We start from the raw sequence: 19,105 nt of genomic DNA, 5'->3' as shown, positions 1-19,105 counted from the left end.
CGTCTCTTCAAGTTTGGTAAGCTGTAAGACACTTCGTCTCTATTTATGCTTTAGCTATTAAAGCTGTGTTAATCACAGATGTTTTGAAGTAGAACCTCCATCTCTTCTTTCGGCACTCCATAATCAAACTGCTTCGGCTTAATAGCCCCTACAAGTGTTCTGGTCAACCGGTTATTCAGTTCCGGCACCAGGACTGGGTCCATAATGCCCCCATACCTCCTGTAAAAGTGTGCTTCCAGTTCATAGATGAAATTTGTGATGGTGCCCAGTACCTTGCGGTTGTTATTCGTTTTCAGGAAGTGCGGCTCGCTGGCTGACTTCAGCTTCAACTTGCATTCCTCAGAAACCGCAATCCCGTCAAATGACAATTGCATGATGAGCCTTTCGTAGAAGAGTTCGTGAAAGTTTAACAGGTCCTTTTTCAGAACATCCAATAGGATTATGGGGTAGTAGGTGACATCGTTCACCAGGATGATGCACTTTCTGCCTTTCAGAGGAAATAGGTTAGCATTCCAGTTACCCAGAAGCCCCTCCGGCTCCGGCTCTTCCGCCATCAGCTTCTTGCCTATGAGTTTTTCCAGTTTATTCGTGCAGTAGATGTTCATGGGGTAAAGTACGGGAGATGGCGGGAGAATTGGAAGGTAATGCTTATATAACTCAGAAGAGTTTCGAGATATGGAGGTTAGTTCGTTGTCTTATTTCACAGGAAATGAAGCTCAGACAGGTTCTTAGCAACCATTACTCCAATAGTTACAAAGAGTTGTGGGTCCAGTACATTCACATACGCTCGCTTATAACTCCCTATCCCCAATAGCCACAATTTGTTATGAAAATTTCGTTACCCCTTGACTTTTTGGGAGATATCTCTCAACCTTAATAGAGGAATTAAGATCGAGATAAGTAAAGACGGCTGGGAACGCCTGCCGTTGACAATACACTCACGTTTTCAGAACTGTTGCTGAAATTATTACCCTCCTGGGTGCCGGGCAGCGTTCCGCTGGGCTCGCATACGAGTGGGCGCAGGAATTTTAGCAGGAGTACTAAAGCTTATGCCGGGGTGGGTTCAGCCTAGGTGAAACTCACTAAATAACCCGAAGCATAAGCACTCAATAATAAGTAAAACACATGCATACCCTACGCAGCGTGAGCTGCGATTATATAATATGATTTTGCTCAACTTAAATAAGAAAAGTGATGACTTCTTCTTCCGCTATTTTCTGTTTATCGTTTGCTTTTAAGCCTGTTCGTCTCTTCAACCTTAGGTTGAATGTGGCTGCCTGCCCCAGGCCATGCTCCACCTCCGCGATCCCCTCGGTAAGCTCATCAGGCAGATTGACCTGAGCCGCACCAATACAAAAGAACTAACCATAGATATCACCTTTGCCCCCCGGCATCTACTTCCTCTACCTAGACAACAGTAAAGAGAACTGGGTAATGCGTGTTGTGAGGGAGTAAATTGGTAGTTTAATTAGGAGATGATTTTTAACTTACACTAAGTGTGAACTTTTTTACCTAAGTTTGTTTTATATTTGCGAGGGAGAAAATTATTGTTACCTCATGGTCATCACTTTTGGAGATAAGAAATTAAAAAAATATGCTAATGATGATAGGCAGGCTAAAAAAAATCTAGGGCAAAAAAGGGCTATTTTATATAAGCGTAGATTAGATGACTTGCTTGATGCTGAAAACCTTGAAGAAGTCCGGGCGCTTCCAGGTCGATACCATGAGTTAACAGGAGATAGGAAAGGCCAATGGGCCTGTGATTTAGATCATCCTTACCGGCTAATAATTGAACCACACGAAGACCCAATCCCCGTTAACAAAGATGGACAATATATATGGGTCGAAATTAAAGGGGTTGAAATTGTGGAAATAGTAAATTACCACAAAAGCTAATAAAGATATGAGTATCCAAACCAACGAATATGCACCTCAGAGCATAAGTCATCCGGGACTTTCTTTAGCTGAAAAATTAGAAGAGATGGGTATGGGGGTTAAAGAATTTTCCGTACGGGTAAACAAGCCTGAGAAAACTATTATTGCTGTTACCAAAGGGAAAAGCTCTATTACCCCTGATATGGCAGTGAAATTTGAAGATGTACTAAATATACCTGCAAGCTTTTGGCTGAAGAGGCAACATAGATATGATGAGTACATGGCCCGGGTCAAAAAGGAAGAAAGCATACTTCAGGCTATCGATTGGGTAAAGAAGTTTCCCTATGCTAAAATGGCTTCGATGGGATGGGTGCCGGCGACCAGAAAGGCAAAAGAAAAGGCTGCTAACCTATTTAATTTTTTTAAAGTATCTGACCATCATGCATGGGAGTCGTACTATTATAATCAAGAGCTAAAAGTAAGCTTTAGGATTTCTTTGGCCCATACTAATGAAGCTATGGCAGTGGCCGCCTGGTTAAGACAAGGGGAGTTACAGGCAGAGAAGTTGTCAGTACCGGATTATGATGCTGGTAAACTTAAAAAGTCACTTTCACATATTAAATCAATTATGGCCTCACATCCTGAAAACTTTTTTCAGGAATTATGTGAAGTATGTAAGGACGCTGGAGTGAAAGTGGTCTATACCCCCTGCTTACCAAAAGCACCTATACATGGGTGTACGCGCTGGATAGGAGATACCCCACTAATTCAATTATCTGCCCGCTATAATGCTAACGATAAATTCTGGTTTACTTTATTCCATGAAATTGGCCATATATTATTACATGGAAAAAAATATATTTCAATTGAAAATATAAATTATAGTGATCAGGATATCGAAAAAGAGGAGGAAGCCGATAGGTTTGCGGTTGAGCATACTTTTAGTGAAAAAGAGGAGGAAGAAGTATTAAATTCAATTCCCTTGAACCCTGATAAATTGAGGTTTTTTGCTAAAAAGTTTAATACTCATCCAGCTATGATAATTGGAAGATTTCACCATAAAAGATTGGTTCCTTATAGTATTGGTAGAGAATTTATTGAACCTGTTAATTTGCATAATAATTCATAATTTAATAAAGAAAATATACTAACTATGTGGGAGCCTTTAATGACGAATTTAGAAGATCTGAGAGCTGTGTCTAGAATTAGACTAATAATTAATGAAGGGGATAATGTTAATGAGACGATATTTAATATTGATGATATGAATGGTAATACTGTGACATTGAGTGCTATATCGCAAAATGGCATAGTATTAGAGGAAGAAAACCAGTTTGTACGTTTTCTCAATATAAATAGGAGGAACCTTGAAAACCTGGTAGGTTATGAGATCTTTAAAGAATAGGCCTCGTGAATGATTCAAATTCTCTCCCCTTCCTCACTAAAAACCCCTCTGCCATCGCCTACACCGTAGAGCACGGCGACCTTGTTCAGCAGCCCGATGAGAAAAACGGGCAGCTCGTGTACCTGGTAGACAAAAAGACAAAGCGCGGCTGTGGTTTTGCTTATATGTGCGAGGAGGGGGAGGCCATTTACCAGCAGTTAGCTAGACAGCTTACGCTGCACAGACAGTTTGCCCGTGAGGTGGCCAGGCAGAGCGAGGTAGGCATGAATGTATTCCGGGCCTGGCTGATGAAGATGATGTGGGAGCTGAGCTGCAAAGGCGAGTATACAGACCTTGAGATCCGGAAGCTAAATGATGACTACATCATCAAGCTACCGCCGGACATGGAAGAAATGAAAGGAGAGGAGGGACCTGCCCCGCCCCGGGATATGGAAGATGCAGGTATCGTGGGCTTTTTCGATGATATCCGCCAGAACGCCCGCTACACGGTGATCTACGAGAACACCCTTGGCTACGAAATCCACGGGCTGGATGCGCTGCTGCGTGATGAGGAAACGGGGCATATCATCTTCATTGAGATCAAAGGTACCAGCCGTAAGATCGCCTCGCCACTGAGCTACCTGAAGCGTACTAAGCGCAAAGGCCGGCAGCTAAGCTGGGAGTGGCTCTACCGCTCGCTGGAAGAGGCGGCCCATAGCATGGCCTCCTCGGCGCTGTACTTATACTGCCTTCCGCATCTCGTTCATAGCACTGTAGAACGCTGGCTGGTCATAAGCCGCTCGGAGGTGGAAGCCGGCCGGCGGGTGAATAAGGAGGTGAAGGTGTATAAAGAGGATACGCCATCCGGTATACCAAAACTGAATGACCGGGCCGTGCTGGATCGCATGTACGCCAGCTATGAGCCTGTGGCTCCCTGGCTGGAGAAGATAGAGGAGTTAAGGCCTTAAGGCTATCCCACCTAACTAGCTTATCTCATTCTACCCAATTATCATGTGGGCCCTGCAGGATCCTTGCTACTGTATAGTATTTGCCTATCTATCGATAGGTGGTTCTTGAAATGGTGCGGCAAATAGCGTAACAACTTTTCGTGAAGCTGAAAAACTGTTACAGTTCTGTAACAATTTCGGAGGGGCCGAAAATAATGTTACAACTTTGTAACAATTTTTCTGTGACAAATAAATTGTTACAAAAATTTTGTCACAAAATCGAAGGTGAAAAAGGTTGGGCATAAATGCCCGGTCCCGCCCCCGTCTACTATCATTACTCTTTTGACTTCCAGAGCTTCTTTCGCGATATTTGATAGAACGCTAAGAACCTGACGGACTATTTCAAGTAATAAACATGGAAGAATACTTTCTGAAGAAACTGGAGAGGCTGCCCAGGCATGAGTTACAGCGGATGGTGGATAATCCGGCCGACTACCAGGAGGCAGCAGTCCGGGCTGCTTCTAAGGTCCTGGGGGAGACCGAACCGCCTGTAATGGAGCAATCTCCCGGCGTACCCTATATAGATGATGAAGAGGAAGAGCGTAACCCTTATCATTCTTCATTTTACATACAGCCTTATTTTCGGTCTCTCAGTCACCGGGATTTCCTGAGCAGCTTTGTGCTGGCGCTACTTTATCTGGCAATATGGCAGGTGTTGGCTTTTTATGCCTTTCCCCTGTACGGGCTAGACTCTCTTCTGGCAATACTGATGTTTGTGTTAGTGGTAATAACTAATCACGCCTTTTATAAAATTGAGCATAAGCGACGGAATAACTATATCGGGAGGGTGTTTCACACAGCTATTTTCATGGTTTTTCTCATCATCCTTATGGAGCTTTTCGAATATTTCACCTTCGGTAATGTAGAAGTTGATGTTTCCACGAATAGTCCTATCCTGACGGTTATTATATATGTCATCATGATCATGATGGCTGAAGTGGCTCTCAGTATTGTTAGAAGGGTATTTAAGTTGATAGGATGGCGAATATTCTAAAGATTAAACTCATGATAGGCTTAGTGTCTGTTGCTGTCCTTACCTATTTTCATGTGTATTATAAGGCACCTTATCGGGAAGATACTTTTATACGATGGCGGGAACTGAGTTGGGATGACTTCAAAGGGCCCCAGGAGCCTACCAATGAATTTGCCGCAGCTATCTTTTCCAATGTATATCTTCACGATTATGTGTTAATAGATAGTGTTGAAGCATTTGCAGCGATGTTTGACCAGTACTCATGGGTCAAACCGGGAGTGCGGGATGCATATAGTTTAAGGCATGAGCAGTACCACTTTAATCTTACAGAGTACTATGCCAGGAGACTAAACAGGCAAATAAGGGAGGAGCAGTTAAAGACAGAAAAGGAATTAAATGATGCCCTGGAGACTACCCGGAATGATCTGGACCAAATGCAGGACCGGTATGATGGGGAGAATAACCATAGCCTTAATGTTTCCATGCAGAGGTATTGGGAGTTTCGCATTGACTCCCTTTTCAGGAGTTTGGAGCCTGAAAAAGGGTGGGTGACAGATTATTACTCTGGGGCGCATGTATTCCTGCCAAAGACCTGTGAACTGACGGAAGGTCTGACGGCTAATGATGTTGCCTGCAGGAAGCTTTATGTCGAGGAGTTTGGTTTACGCCTGGCACTGGAGGTAAGACAGGATTATGAGCTGGATACAGCTAATCTTCAGGAAAGCTACAATGTGCTATACACGCATGGTTTGTGGTCAGTCACCACGGTTAAGCAAACGACGGGTGATTTTGGGCTTGAGGTATGGGTAGAGGCGGATAATACCGAAGAGAGCTTCAAGATGCTGGACCGGTGGGTGTATGATGGTGCTTATTGGCACCGGCTTAATACAGTGTTTCCTGCATCTGCAGATATACCTAATGGGTATTTAAAAGCGGCTTATTCATTTATAAATAGCTTTAGAATAATAGAAACCCGCGACTATTGGGTAGACGCCTATAACGTGGCGGATGATCTTATGGCACGCAGGGAGGCATCCCTGGCTATGGAAGAAGGAAATAAAGAGGAAAGGTTTTGTATTAACTACTCGAATGCCGGTATTTATGGCTTCTATGGCAGGCCGGTACCTGCAGACACTGGCTCCATAATTCTGCCCTACAGGCCGCTGATCCACTATCGTGAGGAAGTGAAAGAAAATGTAGCCGTAATAGGAAATAGTTATTTGATGGGTTTGCGTGATTCCCTGGACGTCCTCTATCTGATCACCCCGCAGGCATTGGATGAAGCGGGGTCGAATAAGTGGATTCGTTTTGGGTATTTACTGAAAAAAGATTCTGTGAGAGAGTGCTATAAGTTCTTCCATCAAAAAATGGCTGTTGATGATATAAGCGTAGCCAGTGATACGCTGGTGGTGCAGTAACAGAAAACCCCGGCCATAGCCAGGGTTTATATTCGTCATGGTATTAAGCCTCAGGGTGTAGACAAGCCATATACATCATCGTAGCTGAGGTAGTCATTGCGGCCAATGATGTAGATGATCTGCCCGTTTTGGTCAGCGATGGCGCCCTTTTGGGTATTGCCTTTTACAGGAAAAACGATGCTGTAAGAAAGGCCATTGTCCAGGTTAATGCCATAGGTACGCATGCCGTTCTCAATAGCCACAGAGTTTTGCGTGTATTCCCACTCGCCTGATTCGCCTGATTCTCCCGTGATAGTCATGCTATTAGGTGTAAAGGATATTTGGGCTTTACCTCCTTCACCATCTACGGCCATCCACTCGCCCTGGTATACGTCAGAGCCTTCGCAGGCAGTGAGAAATAGTACGAAGAGGAGGACAATCAGCGTAATCGCTTGTTTCATGTTTTATAATACGTTAGTGTTCAATGTCCCGATATTATAGCACGTTTGTATACTTTCCAAATATACCCTGGTTTGTACAGGTAAGGTATACATTGATAGTATGAATCGGGAAGAGGTAGAAAAGCTCAGAGCCCTGATGGCTGCCCTGGAGTCATTGCTTTTCTTTTGGCTGAGGCTTTACCGTCTATCAATTACTTACCTAAAAGTACACTAAAAGAAAAGCCCGCCAGAAACCTGACGGGCCTTAACACGGGCAACACTAAATCGCATTATCTGTTTTTAAGCACCTCTATTTCATTTACGTTATCAAATGTTTTATTGACCTTCTCAGCAATCAGTTCAGAGTTAAGGGTGAAGGTATCCTGCTGCCTGATGTCCAGGGAGGAGGCTCCGATCTTAACCGTATATTCCCCGGCGCTGGCTACCCAGGCACTTTGCTCATCCACAAAACTGGCCAGATGCCTGGGGCTCAATGTAAAAGTTAGCGTCTGGGATTCCCCCGGAGCAAGCTCCCTGGTTTTGGCAAAGCCCTTAAGCTCAGCCTCCGGCTTATCCACCAGTCGGTCAGGAGCAGAAAGGTAGAGTTGTACCACCTCCTTCCCCGCTGCATCGCCTGTATTGGTGACCGTCACTGTCACCTCCAGCTTATCATCAAATACCTTATTACTCAGTTCAGGGTCGGTGTAGGCAAAGGTGGTATAGGACTGGCCGTAACCGAAGGGGTAACTTACCGGTATGTCAAAGGTATTGAAGTAGCGATAGCCCACGTAGATATCTTCTATGTAAGACACCTCCTTAGGGTCATGGGCCGGCTCTCCAAGCCAGTAAGCGGCGGAGGCATGATGATTATAGTCTACCGGGAAGGTCATGGGCAGCTTGCCTGAAGGGTTCACCTCTCCGGACAGCACATCCGCCACTGAGTTACCCCCTTCCTGGCCGGGCTGCCAGGCCAGCAGTATGGCATCTACCTTGTCTTTCCAGCTTGCCGTCTCGATCACCCCGCCCACATTCAGGATTACCACCACCTTTTTGCCTTGTGCATGAAAAGCCTTGCTCACCTTATTGATAAGCTGTATCTCATCCTGTGCCAGGTAAAAGTCATCACTGATCTGACGGTCGGCATTCTCACCTGAGTTTCTTCCTATAGTGATGAGGGCCACACCGGCAGCTTCTGCTTTCTTTTCGATAAGCGCACGGTCAAGGGGCATTTCGGCTATACGCTGGGGCGTAGCCAGCAGGCCGCCTTCCTTCTCACGACGCGCCATCTCCTTTTTCATCGCCTCATCCATAAAGGGAGTATAGGCTGCACTTAGCTCCTCATCCAGAGAGTAGCCCGCATTTTCCAGTCCCTCTATCAGGGACACTGTGTAGGCCTCGTTTACATCACCACTACCTGTACCTCCGGCAATGAAATTATACGCTGTATTACCAAATACCGCGATAGGGTAGGAGCCTGTCGCCAGGGGAAGCACATTGTCTTCATTTTTCAGCAGCACCATGCCTTCCGCACCTGCCTGGCGGGTCACCTGGGCGTTGGCTTTAAGGTCAGGCTGGTTCCGGTACTTCACCTTCTTAAACGTAGGAGACATAAGCACCACATTCAGGATGTTCTTGAGGTTGCGGTTTACCGCCTCTTCTGATACCTCTCCCTTACGAATGGCTTCTGCCAGTGCGTCGCGCTGGCGCTGCATGCCCGGCATGAGCAGGTCGTTACCCGCCTCTGCCTGTGCCACCACATCGCTTACCCCATTTTGTATGGTTTGAAATCCTTCATAGCCACCAAACCAGTCAGTCATCACAAAGCCTTCGAAGCCCCACTCATCACGCAGAATATCCAGCAGCAGGTCTTTTCGCTCAGAAGCATAAGTGCCATTTATGCGGTTATAGGCCGTCATTACCGTCCAGGGCTGCGCCTCCTTTACCGCTATTTCAAACCCGCGCAGGTATAATTCCCGCATGGCCCTCTCGGATATGTTGGCATTTACACTCAGCCGGTTAGTCTCCTGGTTGTTTGCTGCAAAGTGCTTTATAGAGGTACCCACCCCGTTGCTTTCCACACCATTAACATAGGCCGCGGCGATCTTACCGGAGAGCAGAGGGTCTTCGGAATAGTACTCAAAGTTACGGCCGTTGAGCGGGTTACGATGTATGTTCAGTGCAGGGGCCAGCAGGACATCCACGCCATATTCCTTTACCTCTTCTCCTATGGCTTTTCCCACTTTCTCTATAAGCGGTGTGTTCCAGGTAGAAGCCAGGGCCGTACCCACAGGGAAGGCTGTTGCGTAATAGGTGTTTTTATCCCCCTCGCGAGTAGGACTTATACGCAGGCCGGCAGGGCCATCTGCTACTACTATAGCTGGTATACCCAGGCGCTCAATGGCCATAGTACCACCTGCCGCTCCGGGCACGCGTGCCTCAGGGGCACCTTCTACAGGCGTAAGACCGGCATAGCCCGGCATACCGGGGCCCACCAGCAGGGTGGCTTTTTCCTCCGGTGTCATGGCTGCGATTACTTCATCGATAGAGGCCTTCCCTAGTTTTGGGGGCTTTTGGGCTACAGAAGCCTGGTAGCTTGTCATAAAGAGTAGTGTGGCTAGAAATAATAAAATGTGTTTCATCTGGTGAATGAAAAGGTGAGTATCCCTGATGATGTGAGGCCAGGTGGTATCAGAAAAGTCTCAGTTGGTTATGTTGTCATTGCTTCACACAGAATCAATTTAGCGGTTTCCTTTTTCGTTTCAAAACGAAGCAATAATTTTATTTCGGCATACTAAGCCTGATAGCGTATATTGGCGTTGTGTCCTTTTTGTAGGTTGTAGAAAATATAAGGATTTGAAAATGAGCGAACTGTATGAGCTTCTAAAGGAGTGGGAACCTGACCTAAAAGAAAATCATCTGCCGGGTGTTACGGTAGACTGTGTGGTATTCGGCTATTATGACCGGAGCATGAGGGTATTACTGGTCAAGCCAAAGAGCTTTGAGCAATGGATGCTGCCAGGAGGTTTCGTACGCAAGGATCTTAGCCTGGATGAGGCTGCCTCACGGATTCTGGCGGATCGCTCAGGAGCTAAGAATATCTTTTTAAGCCAGTTCAGGGTTTTTGGAAAGACAGGACGTACAGATGATTTTTATCGGGATATGCCTGATGATCTGTGGCTTAAGAATCGCTTTATCAGCGTGGGGTATTATGGGCTGGTAGACTATCATCATGTAACACCGGTAACGGATGCCTTTTCAAATGCCTGTGAATGGAAAGAGCTCACTGAGTTACCCGAGCTGGTGATGGACCATAAGGAGATCCTGGATGAGGCTCTGCACCACCTGCGACGCGACCTTAATGATAAACCGGTTGGCCTGAACTTGCTTCCGGAAAAGTTCACCATGCCTGATCTGCAGCGTCTCTATGAGATCATATTAGACAAAAAATTAAACCGGGGTAACTTCTACCGTAAAATGCTTCGCTACGGCATTCTGGTAAAGCTTGATGAAGTTCGTAAGGGGGGAGCCCATAAGGCGCCTGACCTCTATTCATTTGATACGGAAGCCTACCAGAAGGCCCTTGAAACCGGCCTGCAAGATAGCTGGTAAGCATCATTTATAAGAGGGTTTAAAGAAATCGGTTGTTTAAAAATATGCCTGCTTTTATAGGCGTAAATAAGCTTTAGTCTGCTTTAAAGGCGGTTATATTGTTCATTCCTGATTTGGTTGATTGATTTATCACGGATTAATTGGAAATAATATTGCAATCGATTGCGTAATTTAAAATCATTATCTATCTTAAAACTGGATGGTAAGGGTGGTAAGACCTTGCTATTCACCGAGCCGTTCAGTGTCCGTGCTTTTTGATGTGGTTAGTGCACGGACGCACGAACGGGCCGTATTTTTATGATATACCAAAGCTATGTGACCATGTCTGTATAATTCTCACCCATTTTCTGTTAACCGGAGGACATAATACTGTTTAGCCATATGTCCCTGGAAAATTTACGTTGAAAACAGCGTAACAGGCAATTTCTGTGCTTTTTAAAAATGGCCGGAAACTGGCTGAATGGGTAAGGTATGCCTGATGGCCATATGCGATCGATGCATTCTAATGTCAAACCCAAATACTATGAGAAACCAATTACGAAAACAGTGGCGTGTGTCCACATTATTCATTTGCTTACTATTGCTGGCTTCATACTCACCCGGCGAGGCACAGACACTATGTAATAATCAGACCGGAACTAATGGTGGATATTACTTTACCCACTGGACAGACGGGGGAGGCTCTGCCTGTATGACCCTCGGCTCGGATGGTAACTACCGCTATACCTGGTCCAATACCGGAAACTTCGTGGGCGGAAAAGGCTGGAGTACCGGCTCATCCAACCGGGTGATAGGGTATAACGCGGGCAGTTATTCACCTAGTGGCAATAGTTACCTCACCCTGTACGGATGGACTACCGGCCCCCTGGTAGAATATTATGTGGTAGATAGCTGGGGAAGCTGGAGGCCCCCGGGTGGCACTTCCGCAGGTACCGTTACTTCAGACGGAGGTACGTATGATCTTTACCGCACCCAGCGGGTAAACCAGCCTTCTATACAGGGCAATACTACTTTTTACCAGTACTGGAGTGTTCGAAGAACCAAAAGACCTACCGGGTCTAACAACCAGATCACATTTGCGAACCATGTAAATGCATGGGCTGCCCAGGGCTGGTACCTGGGTACGCATAACTACCAGGTGATGGCCACAGAAGGTTACCAGAGCAGCGGTAGTTCTAACGTAACCGTTTGGTCTGCAGGAAGTAGCTCAGGGGGTTCTTCCGGCGGAGGGTCCGGCAGCGGATCTAATACCATCGTGGTACGTGCCAGAGGGGCCAGCGGCGGAGAGCGTATAAACCTGCGGGTGAATAATAATACTGTGGCTTCCTGGACGCTATCCACGAGCTACCAGAACTTCACCGCCAGCACAAGCAGCACGGGTGGTATAGGGGTTCAATTCGACAATGACCAGAGCGGCCGCGATGTGCAGGTGGATTACATACAGGTAAACGGTTCCACCCGCCAGGCAGAAGACCAGAGCTACAATACCGGGGTGTATCAGAATGGCTCCTGCGGTGGCGAGTACAGCGAGTGGCTGCACTGCAACGGTACCATTGGCTTTGGAAATGTGGGGGCCAGGCTGGCCCCTGAGACTTCTGCGATAGCCGAAGACCAGGCAGCCGGTATGATGGTGGCCCCCAACCCCCTGCCGGGCGGTACGGTATACCTGACCTTTTACGGACTGACCGGTCCGAAACAGCTCACGGTACTGGATCCGATGGGACGAGTGCTGAAAACCCTGCAGACGGAAGGCGATGCCTGTGAGACAGAGCTGCCATACCGTACGGGAGTGTACCTGATAAAGGTGAGGCATGAAGACCGCACCTATACGGAAAGAGTTTTGATTCGTTAATTTTTTTACGGAGCCTGTCCTGTAGTGGGGCAGGCTCTTTTTTTAGCTTTCTCACCCTTCCTCTGAAGGACTGGCCCTTCCCTTAAATAGCCCTTTATTTTATCGGACTTTTCCCTAATTTATGGGCAAAAGTTTAAGATATGAAGATACCCTACTCGTTAGTCAGTTGCTTTTTTTACGCCGCCATCCTGCTTACAGGGCTTTCCTGTAGTAGTCCTGCGCAGCAGGAGGAATCAGAAAGTAGCACCCCCGGCCCCACACTTTCGGAGTATTTTGATTACGAAAATGAACAGGAGGAATACACCGGCGGCATACGCATGATTCCTATACAAACACCCCGGGGCGAGTTTAAGGTATGGACTAAGCGCGTAGGGAATAACCCTAAAATGAAGGTATTGCTGCTGCATGGGGGACCAGGAGCCACGCACGAGCTATACGAGTGCTTTGACGCTTACCTGCCCAAAGAGGGCATAGAATACATCTACTATGACCAGCTAGGCTCGTACTATAGTGACCAGCCCTCTGATACGAGCCTGTGGAAAACAGAGCGATTTGTAGAGGAGGTGGAACAGGTACGTAAGGCGCTTGGCCTGAATAAGGATAACTTTTACCTGCTGGGCCAGTCCTGGGGAGGGATACTGGCTATGGAGTATGCCCTGAAGTACCAGGATAACCTGAAAGGGCTGGTCATATCTAATATGATGGCGAGCATTCCGGAATATAATACCTATGCGCACGAAGTGCTGGCTCCCCAGCTACCTGCAGACGTCCGGGCAGAAATCGAGGCGATAGAGGCCGATGAAGATTTTAGCAACCCCCGCTATATGGAACTGCTCAATAAGCACCACTATACCGCCCACGTATTACGCAGCCCTCTGGATAAGTGGCCAGAGTCAGTAAACCGCTGCTTTAAGCACCTGAACCCCGAGGTATACATCCACATGCAGGGCTACAGCGAGTTTGGCATTACTGGTGATGCCACACTGAAGGACTGGGACCGTAAGGCCGACCTAAGCCGTATTACTGTACCCACCCTTGTGGTAGGCAGTGAATACGATACCATGGACCCGGAGCATATGGAGTGGATGGCTAACGAAGTGCCGAATGGCCGCTACCTGTACTGCCCCGAAGGCAGCCACCTTAGCCAGTATGACGACCAAAAGACCTACTTCTCAGGCCTCATTGATTTCGTGAAGGATGTGGATGCCGGGGAGTTTGGCGAATAGTGCTACTAAAACCCGCAGGGAGAGGGCCGGATCGCAAAAGCAATTTGAACCACATTACTGGTGCGGGGTAGGTTCTGCCTGGCAGAATTAGGCTATTATAGATTGCTCCATCACCGTACCAGTTAATTGATTGACATCTGAAAAATGGACCCCGGATACACATCCGGGGTCCATTTCTATTTACGATGGTGACTTTGCTTATTCATATTTCAGCGTCTTGGCAGGGTCCAGGCGGGCGACTTTCATGATCTGGTAGCCCACTATGGTAAGGGCGAATAGCACTACGCCCGTCAGAGCCAAAGCCGTTACGTACCAGGGAAAGCTGATCCGGAACGCATAGCCTTCCAGCCAGGCATTCATACTCAGGTAGATCAGTGGCAGGCTTAAGGCAGCCGCTATGCCCAGTAGCACCAGGTAGTCCTTGTAAAAGATGCCCAGGATATTAGGAACCGTAGCACCCAGCACTTTACGCACGCCTACCTCGGCCGAACGCTGAATGCTGAGGAAAGAGGATAAACCGAACAGGCCGAGTACCGCAATGAAGATGGCCAGGGCGGCAAAAGTCCCGAATATCTGGCCGAACTTTTTGTCCTGGCGATATAGCCTATCAAATCGGTCGTCCAGGAAGTAGTAGGAGAGGGGCGTGTCCGGAAAAAACTCTGCCCACGTCGTCTTCAGGTAATCAAGGCCCGCCTGGTAGTTGGCAGGATTAAGCTTTACCACCATGTTTCCCGGGTAGCCTCCGGTAACAAATATGGTTGGTTCTATATTCTGCTTCAGGCTGGTCCGGTTAAAGTCCTTTATCACACCAATTATTTCGAATTTATTAGCGCTCGTCTCATCGCCGAAGTAAAGGTGCTTATTTAATATCTCCTGCTCATCGCTGATATTCATTTTCCGGAGAAAGGCTTCGTTTACTAGCATGGCGAGGGAGTCATTCCTGTTTTGCGTATCAAACAGCCTGCCGGCGGCCAGTTCCATTCCCAGGGCTTCCATAAAGCCCTCATCCCCCTGCATAAGGAAGGTGGTACCGGTGACTACATCCGTAAGGCCCGGAATGATAATGTTACCCGAGTGCGAACTGATATCTGCCTGGTCCCCCCCGGGTAAGTGGTTGCTGGCGCCGGCAGCTACTATACCGGGATGACCGGTTAGCCGGTCTTTGAAGGAGGTATAGGTCTGGGTAAAAGACTCCTTCCGGTCGCTGCTTACATTCGGCATTTCATACCCCACCACATAGTCAGTATCGATGCCCAGGTCCTGGTCTCTCATGTAGTTAAGCTGCTTATACACAATGGCGGTACCGGCTATGAGTATGATGGATGCGACAAACTGCGATATTACCAGGCCTTTGCGCAGGAGGGTGCCGCTGCGTGAGCTTCTGAATTTGCCCTTGAGTACAGCAATAGGCCTGAAGCCGCTGAGTACGAAGGCCGGATAAAATCCGCTGACAAAGGTGCCGATCAGGAAAAAGACCAGGAGACTGGTAAGGAAGCCGGCAGACTCCCATACATGGGTCAGTATAGGATAGCCTATTAGCTGATGGAAATAGGGGAGAAGCAGTTCTGCCAGGAAAAAAGCAATAAAGGCTGCCATGAAGTTTACCATGAGGGCTTCTGTTAAAAACTGACCGACAAGCTGCAGCTTGTACGCTCCGATCACCTTCCTCAGGCCTACTTCCCTGGCCCGGTTCACCGCCCTGGCGGTGGTGAGGTTGATGTAGTTTACCCAGGCTATGACCAGTATCAGCAGGGAGATCACCTTCATGAAAGCAACCGTTTTCTCACTGCTATTGGCTTCCGGCTCATATATGTAATCGGACTTGAGGTGTATGTCCTGTACCGGGAAAAGAACGAACCGGTCAGGGTCATTTTCACCTATGTATTTCCGGGAGAGCTCCACCAGCTTATCATCAAAGTGAGCCGGATCAGTCCCCGGGGCAAGCTTGACAAATCCATAGTAGTTAAAACCCGACCAGGCATCATCATCTGCTATCTCCTTGATGCTACCGTCTGATATGATCATGTCGAACTTATAGTGGGTATTGAGAGGCAGGTCCTTTATTACACCGGTTATTTTGAATTCCCGGCCGAAATAGCCCAGAATCTCAATTGTCTTCCCCACGGGGTTTTCATTTCCGAAGTAATACCGTGCCTTGCTTTCCGTAAGTACGAGGCTGTTAGGCTCTTTTAGCATACTACCCGCCGTACCTTCTACAATAGGCCAGTCGAATATGCGAAAGTAGTTGGAGTCTGCCGAGATCACCCCCGATTCCTTCACCAGTGCTTCACCCTTTCTGAAGACCAGCTCACCGAACTTATAGGTGACTGTGCCGGTCATCACTTCGGGCAGTTCGCGGCTAAGGGCCTCCGGCGCAGGGTGGTAGGTCATGGCGTCCTTCGATCGCTGCTCACCATTTATCACCTGCACAGTGGTGACGCGGTATATACGTTCCGCATCGGTAAAGGCAGAATCGTAGCTTTTCTCGAAAACGATGTACTCATTTATCAGCAAAAAAGCAGTAAGCCCCAGGGCCAGGCCCAGCACATTGATAAGCGAGAAAAGCTTGTGCCTGAGCAGGTTTCTTGTTCCGATCTTCAGATAGTTTTTAAACATGGCAGGGTTTATTAAGGTATAGTGGGTAAAGGGTCGCATAAGGCTGGGCCTGCAGAGACCGGCCACTTGCAGCGCATAGCGCCAGTTGGCACGTGAGCCCTGTTCAGCCAGGTTGCGTTGGTACAGTTCTTCCAGGTCACCGGCTATTTCGTCATAGAAGTCCGGGTGGCAAAACCATTGAAGAAACCGTTGTGCCCAGCGTCTTATCATGTGAATTTCAGGTCCAGGGCCACGCGGGGGATGGACTCCCACAGTGACATGCGTACGTCACGGCTTTCTTCCAGGGCTTGTTTGCCCAGTGCTGTGATGGTGTAGTAGCGCTTTGGCTTGCCCCCACGCTGCGCATTGGTTTCGCCCGTGCGTGCATTCAGGTAGCCCTTCTTTTCCATCCGCTTTAGGGCAGACTGCAGTGCGCCTACGCTTACCTTTCGGCTGGCGCGTTCCTCTATGGTGTCCTTAATGGCTACGCCGTAGGCCTCGTCGTACAAGACGCCTACTGCCAGTAGCACTATCTCTTCAAATTCGCCTAGTGAATGCATTTAAATCAATTTCCTATTTGTAGTATTGCAATTATGTAAAAAGAATTTTAATATCCTAGAGCCGGTTTATCCAGGTGGTATCATCTGAAATACCCAGGTGGTTCCAACCATAGCCGTAGACCCTGTGTCACTTATTTGTAGCCCATCAGCCCCGACTTCTCGTCTGGCTATGGCTGTTTTGTAATCAATCAATTGTTAGTAAGAAACCACCCGCTGCTCCATGACCTGTTTACGTTTACCCTCATTCTTATTATTCCTGGCCTTTTTTCTTATTAGCTGTGGAGATGACTACGAACCGAGGCCATCCAATAATTGCGATGATACGGTGATTATTGGTGATGCGGCTTTTGATAATGCCTCGAGAGATCCTTTGACCATTAATAGCCTCGATATAGAAGGTCAGTGCCTGAAGGTGAACTATACGGCCCGGGGATGTGATGGAGATGATTGGGTGATCAAGCTTGTGGATGGGGCATTGATTATGGAGTCGCTTCCCCCTCAGAGACAAGTAGTGGTGGCTTTTGAAAATAACGAACCCTGCCGGGCCTCTATTACCCGTGAAACCACCTTTGATCTCTCGCCTTTACAGGTAGAAACTAACTCGGTGATTCTAAGGATTGAGAACGATGACTCACAAATACTCTACGAATACGAGTAAGTACCTTTGCTCTACTATTGGCTGTACTACTTTTGGTGAAGGCTTATTGCCTGGTTAAGGATGTTGTTAATAATGGGAAGGGGCAGGTCTTTATTGGGGTCTATCTTTACTAGAAGGAATTTCCCTGAGCGCCAGTCTGTAACTTTTCTATTAAAAGAGAATTACTCTTGGGTTGAATATAATTCTAAGAAAGTGGTTATAATTTTGCCTTCGGTTAATCGCGAACAGACGGATGTAAATTTTTACTAAGATTATCTTAAATTATTGGTAGGGTATAATTAAATTCCTTATAAGGGCAGGCTATCCGGAAATGCCTGATAGCCTGCCTCAGATTTACCGTTCTAGGGGAGGATCACAAGTCAACCAGCAATCCAGATTAATATTGGCATTAGTTATCATCCAACATAAATCTGTGGCATCTATTGTTCCCCCCTTAAGTTTGTCGAACTTATTTCTATCATCCGAGGTGATGTAGCTTTGAATTTTAATTTTCTCTAGTTTAAATTTTTTCATGATCAAATAATAAAGTAGATAATAGTTTGTTGACGAACATACTTCAATTCATCTTTGGGATCAAAAAATTAAGGTTTAATTACCTAATTATCATCCGTCCAAAGGTAGCAAAGTGGCTTTTTTCCGTAGCAAAAGCAGGGCATTCCGTATTTTCGCACTTCTCTCATGAGGCTGTGTTGCCGCAGGATAATGTCCCTGAGGGTCAGCAGGCAACTCTTGTTTGGCTCATCCTGCCTCAGGTAGTATGTCTCTAATAACTTATCCAAGTGTTTTGAAGTGATAGCTTAAAAAAAGGCTGTGCCTTCACACAGCCTGTAAATTTTGCTCTTATACCGGACAGGCTCCGTATCAGCTCGATATATACTGTGTAATGGCATTCATGGCCTTATCAGCCATCTTTGCTTTATTTACATAGGTCTCCCGATACATTTCATTGACCTTGGTCCGGCCGGCTTCTTCCGTGCCTCCCCGGAGTGTGCCGGCCTGGATTACGGAAAGTTTAAAAGAAAATAAGGTTTTCATAGGTAATAAGGATTAGTAACAAATATATCATTAAGGTAACTGTTTTGGCAGAATAATACTATGGATTACCAGGAATAAGGGTGGGCAGGCCTGGAGGTTAATAGGTTTAATACTAGTAGGTTAATGAATACATTCCTTCTATGTTCTGTCTATATATAGTCAGTATATATAGTGAATGTTAGGTTGAATGTTATAGGGTTTTGGTTTTTGCAGTGTTGTCTGTTATTTAACTTTTCATTGACGTACTGTTTTTCCACTTTTTATCTGTTGCGGTCAGAGAAGTGAAAAAATCCCGTCCTCTCTATTGTAAGGCTGTTTTCAAAATTGCCTCAGGCAGCGTCCTTCTTGTTTGATAAGATAAAAATATGATTTTTTGAATTAAGTTAAGAATGTATTGAATGCATAGAAGAATATTAAATTATTTGTACGATTATTAATTAAAATCTTATAAATTTTAAAGGACATATGCTCGCTGTGGGCTGTGTTTAAATGTT

General features: G+C 46.7%; 18 protein-coding genes. 11 read left to right on the top strand and 7 right to left on the bottom strand.

Annotated elements, in window-relative coordinates:
- Positions 1 to 68: 68 nt before the first annotated feature.
- Positions 69 to 605 carry a hypothetical protein gene (locus AB9P05_RS21850; protein ID WP_371910965.1) on the bottom strand — a complete coding sequence of 179 codons (537 nt, stop codon included), beginning with the start codon at positions 603 to 605 and terminating at the stop codon, positions 69 to 71.
- Positions 606 to 1,289: 684 nt separating this feature from the next.
- On the opposite strand from AB9P05_RS21850, the gene AB9P05_RS21845 reads away from it, so the two are divergent.
- The 7 genes from AB9P05_RS21845 (at position 1,290) to AB9P05_RS21815 (ending at position 6,657) form a co-directional block, all read left to right on the top strand.
- Entirely contained in the window at positions 1,290 to 1,421 is a 132-nt protein-coding gene (locus AB9P05_RS21845) for a hypothetical protein (protein ID WP_371910964.1), read from the top strand.
- A gap of 136 nt (positions 1,422 to 1,557) precedes the next feature.
- The gene (locus AB9P05_RS21840) at positions 1,558 to 1,896 is read left to right on the top strand and encodes a type II toxin-antitoxin system RelE/ParE family toxin (protein ID WP_371910963.1); all 339 of its coding nucleotides are present in this window, start codon (positions 1,558 to 1,560) and stop codon (positions 1,894 to 1,896) included.
- 7 nt (positions 1,897 to 1,903) lie between these two features.
- Positions 1,904 to 3,004: a HigA family addiction module antitoxin gene (locus AB9P05_RS21835; RefSeq protein WP_371910962.1), complete on the top strand. Its 1,101-nt coding sequence runs from the start codon at positions 1,904 to 1,906 to the stop codon at positions 3,002 to 3,004.
- A gap of 135 nt (positions 3,005 to 3,139) precedes the next feature.
- Positions 3,140 to 3,280, top strand: a complete 141-nt coding sequence (locus tag AB9P05_RS21830; protein ID WP_371910961.1) for a hypothetical protein — start codon at positions 3,140 to 3,142, stop codon at positions 3,278 to 3,280.
- A 5-nt stretch (positions 3,281 to 3,285) separates the two neighbouring features.
- Entirely contained in the window at positions 3,286 to 4,227 is a 942-nt protein-coding gene (locus AB9P05_RS21825) for a hypothetical protein (RefSeq protein ID WP_371910960.1), read from the top strand.
- Positions 4,228 to 4,621: 394 nt separating this feature from the next.
- Positions 4,622 to 5,260, top strand: a complete 639-nt coding sequence (locus tag AB9P05_RS21820; RefSeq protein ID WP_371910959.1) for a hypothetical protein — start codon at positions 4,622 to 4,624, stop codon at positions 5,258 to 5,260.
- Positions 5,245 to 6,657, top strand: coding sequence for a hypothetical protein (locus tag AB9P05_RS21815; protein WP_371910958.1), 1,413 nt, complete (start codon positions 5,245 to 5,247; stop codon positions 6,655 to 6,657). The genes AB9P05_RS21820 and AB9P05_RS21815 overlap by 16 nt, the downstream gene beginning before the upstream one ends.
- A gap of 50 nt (positions 6,658 to 6,707) precedes the next feature.
- On the opposite strand, the gene AB9P05_RS21810 is transcribed toward AB9P05_RS21815, so the two are convergent.
- On the bottom strand, positions 6,708 to 7,097 hold the full coding sequence (locus tag AB9P05_RS21810) for a hypothetical protein (protein ID WP_371910957.1): 390 nt from the start codon (positions 7,095 to 7,097) through the stop codon (positions 6,708 to 6,710).
- A 269-nt stretch (positions 7,098 to 7,366) separates the two neighbouring features.
- Entirely contained in the window at positions 7,367 to 9,715 is a 2,349-nt protein-coding gene (locus tag AB9P05_RS21805) for a glycoside hydrolase family 3 C-terminal domain-containing protein (protein ID WP_371910956.1), read from the bottom strand.
- Between the two features lie 220 nt (positions 9,716 to 9,935).
- Between AB9P05_RS21805 and AB9P05_RS21800 the strand changes: the two genes are divergently transcribed.
- From AB9P05_RS21800 to AB9P05_RS21790, 3 genes are all read left to right on the top strand, one after another.
- Positions 9,936 to 10,685, top strand: a complete 750-nt coding sequence (locus AB9P05_RS21800; RefSeq protein ID WP_371910955.1) for an NUDIX domain-containing protein — start codon at positions 9,936 to 9,938, stop codon at positions 10,683 to 10,685.
- A gap of 523 nt (positions 10,686 to 11,208) precedes the next feature.
- Positions 11,209 to 12,537 carry a glycoside hydrolase family 11 protein gene (locus tag AB9P05_RS21795; protein ID WP_371910954.1) on the top strand — a complete coding sequence of 443 codons (1,329 nt, stop codon included), beginning with the start codon at positions 11,209 to 11,211 and terminating at the stop codon, positions 12,535 to 12,537.
- Between the two features lie 140 nt (positions 12,538 to 12,677).
- On the top strand, positions 12,678 to 13,763 hold the full coding sequence (locus tag AB9P05_RS21790) for a proline iminopeptidase-family hydrolase (protein ID WP_371910953.1): 1,086 nt from the start codon (positions 12,678 to 12,680) through the stop codon (positions 13,761 to 13,763).
- A 198-nt stretch (positions 13,764 to 13,961) separates the two neighbouring features.
- Here the strand turns inward: AB9P05_RS21790 and AB9P05_RS21785 are convergent, their stop codons facing one another.
- Both AB9P05_RS21785 and AB9P05_RS21780 read right to left on the bottom strand, forming a co-directional pair.
- Positions 13,962 to 16,589 (bottom strand): ABC transporter permease, encoded by a 2,628-nt coding sequence (locus tag AB9P05_RS21785; RefSeq protein WP_371910952.1) that lies wholly within the window; start codon positions 16,587 to 16,589, stop codon positions 13,962 to 13,964.
- Positions 16,586 to 16,918: a PadR family transcriptional regulator gene (locus AB9P05_RS21780; protein WP_371910951.1), complete on the bottom strand. Its 333-nt coding sequence runs from the start codon at positions 16,916 to 16,918 to the stop codon at positions 16,586 to 16,588. The genes AB9P05_RS21785 and AB9P05_RS21780 overlap by 4 nt, the downstream gene beginning before the upstream one ends.
- Positions 16,919 to 17,138: 220 nt before the next feature.
- Here AB9P05_RS21780 and AB9P05_RS21775 point away from each other — a divergent pair, with 220 nt between their 5' ends.
- Positions 17,139 to 17,576 carry a hypothetical protein gene (locus AB9P05_RS21775; protein WP_371910950.1) on the top strand — a complete coding sequence of 146 codons (438 nt, stop codon included), beginning with the start codon at positions 17,139 to 17,141 and terminating at the stop codon, positions 17,574 to 17,576.
- A gap of 596 nt (positions 17,577 to 18,172) precedes the next feature.
- On the opposite strand, the gene AB9P05_RS21770 is transcribed toward AB9P05_RS21775, so the two are convergent.
- Together AB9P05_RS21770 and AB9P05_RS21765 are read right to left on the bottom strand one after the other, a co-directional pair.
- The gene (locus AB9P05_RS21770) at positions 18,173 to 18,355 is read right to left on the bottom strand and encodes a DUF1801 domain-containing protein (protein ID WP_371910949.1); all 183 of its coding nucleotides are present in this window, start codon (positions 18,353 to 18,355) and stop codon (positions 18,173 to 18,175) included.
- Positions 18,356 to 18,437: 82 nt separating this feature from the next.
- Complete coding sequence (locus AB9P05_RS21765; RefSeq protein ID WP_371910948.1) at positions 18,438 to 18,611, bottom strand: hypothetical protein; 174 nt, start codon at positions 18,609 to 18,611, stop codon at positions 18,438 to 18,440.
- Between the last annotated feature and the right edge of the window lie 494 nt (positions 18,612 to 19,105).

Source organism: Roseivirga sp. BDSF3-8 (genome assembly GCF_041449215.1).
Lineage (GTDB): Bacteria > Bacteroidota > Bacteroidia > Cytophagales > Cyclobacteriaceae > JBGNFV01.
Note: the sequence above shows the minus strand (reverse complement) of the source record. Positions and strands in the feature narration are given on the sequence as shown.

Coding starts and splice junctions, on each gene's coding strand:
- AB9P05_RS21835 (WP_371910962.1), top strand. CDS start 1,904: ATGAGTATCCAAACCAACGAATATGCACCTCAGAGCATAAGTCATCCG.
- AB9P05_RS21820 (WP_371910959.1), top strand. CDS start 4,622: ATGGAAGAATACTTTCTGAAGAAACTGGAGAGGCTGCCCAGGCATGAG.
- AB9P05_RS21780 (WP_371910951.1), bottom strand. CDS start 16,918: ATGCATTCACTAGGCGAATTTGAAGAGATAGTGCTACTGGCAGTAGGC.
- AB9P05_RS21805 (WP_371910956.1), bottom strand. CDS start 9,715: ATGAAACACATTTTATTATTTCTAGCCACACTACTCTTTATGACAAGC.
- AB9P05_RS21800 (WP_371910955.1), top strand. CDS start 9,936: ATGAGCGAACTGTATGAGCTTCTAAAGGAGTGGGAACCTGACCTAAAA.
- AB9P05_RS21785 (WP_371910952.1), bottom strand. CDS start 16,589: ATGATAAGACGCTGGGCACAACGGTTTCTTCAATGGTTTTGCCACCCG.
- AB9P05_RS21795 (WP_371910954.1), top strand. CDS start 11,209: ATGAGAAACCAATTACGAAAACAGTGGCGTGTGTCCACATTATTCATT.
- AB9P05_RS21810 (WP_371910957.1), bottom strand. CDS start 7,097: ATGAAACAAGCGATTACGCTGATTGTCCTCCTCTTCGTACTATTTCTC.
- AB9P05_RS21830 (WP_371910961.1), top strand. CDS start 3,140: ATGAATGGTAATACTGTGACATTGAGTGCTATATCGCAAAATGGCATA.
- AB9P05_RS21845 (WP_371910964.1), top strand. CDS start 1,290: ATGCTCCACCTCCGCGATCCCCTCGGTAAGCTCATCAGGCAGATTGAC.
- AB9P05_RS21775 (WP_371910950.1), top strand. CDS start 17,139: ATGACCTGTTTACGTTTACCCTCATTCTTATTATTCCTGGCCTTTTTT.
- AB9P05_RS21765 (WP_371910948.1), bottom strand. CDS start 18,611: ATGAAAACCTTATTTTCTTTTAAACTTTCCGTAATCCAGGCCGGCACA.
- AB9P05_RS21790 (WP_371910953.1), top strand. CDS start 12,678: ATGAAGATACCCTACTCGTTAGTCAGTTGCTTTTTTTACGCCGCCATC.
- AB9P05_RS21840 (WP_371910963.1), top strand. CDS start 1,558: ATGGTCATCACTTTTGGAGATAAGAAATTAAAAAAATATGCTAATGAT.
- AB9P05_RS21850 (WP_371910965.1), bottom strand. CDS start 605: ATGAACATCTACTGCACGAATAAACTGGAAAAACTCATAGGCAAGAAG.
- AB9P05_RS21815 (WP_371910958.1), top strand. CDS start 5,245: ATGGCGAATATTCTAAAGATTAAACTCATGATAGGCTTAGTGTCTGTT.